Here is an 843-nt window from a genome sequence, read left to right as displayed (position 1 = left end):
CCCCGCCGCCGCACCACGACATCTACTCGATCGAGGACCTGGCGCAGCTCGTCCACGACCTGAAGTGCGTCAACCCGGCCGCCCGGGTGCACGTCAAGCTGGTCAGCGAGGTGGGTGTCGGCACGGTCGCTGCCGGCGTGGCCAAGTTGAAGGCCGACGTCATCCTCATCTCCGGGCACGACGGCGGCACGGGCGCGTCTCCGCTGAACTCGCTCAAGCACGCCGGCACCCCGTGGGAGCTGGGGCTGGCCGAGGCCCAGCAGACGCTGCTGCTCAACAAGCTGCGTGACCGGGTCACCGTGCAGGTCGACGGTCAGCTCAAGACCGGCCGGGACGTGCTGATCGCGGCGCTGCTCGGCGCGGAGGAGTTCGGCTTCGCGACCGCGCCGCTGATCGTCGAGGGCTGCGTGATGATGCGGGTGTGTCACCTGGACACCTGCCCGGTCGGCATCGCCACGCAGAACCCGGTGCTGCGGGAGCGGTTCACCGGTAAGCCGGAGTTCGTGGAGAACTTCTTCCTGTTCCTCGCCGAGGAGGTCCGGGGGTACCTGGCCGAGCTGGGCTTCCGGTCCATCGAGGAGGCGATCGGGCAGTCCGAGCTGCTCGACGTCGCCCCGGCGGTGACGCACTGGAAGGCGCACGGACTGGACCTGGCACCCGTCCTGCACCTGCCCGAACTGCCGGCCGGCGCGGCCCGGCGCGGGGTCCGGGCGCAGGACCACGGCCTGGAGCACGCGCTGGACAACGAGCTGATCGCGCTGGCCCGCCCGGCGCTGTCCGAGGGCGCGCCGGTGCGGGTCGAGGTGGCGGTACGCAACGAGCACCGCAGCGTCGGCGCGATGC

1 protein-coding gene is annotated in these 843 nt (G+C 71.6%); it reads left to right on the top strand.

Annotation, left to right across the window (positions count from 1 at the left end; all coding sequences use genetic code 11):
• Nucleotides 1-843: glutamate synthase-related protein (locus tag KBX53_RS34505; RefSeq protein ID WP_247676626.1), on the top strand; the 843-nt coding region annotated here is incomplete at both ends.

It is taken from the genome of Micromonospora sp. M51 (genome assembly GCF_018070305.1).
Lineage (GTDB): Bacteria > Actinomycetota > Actinomycetes > Mycobacteriales > Micromonosporaceae > Micromonospora > Micromonospora parva.
This window is presented reverse-complemented; position numbering and strand designations above follow the sequence as displayed.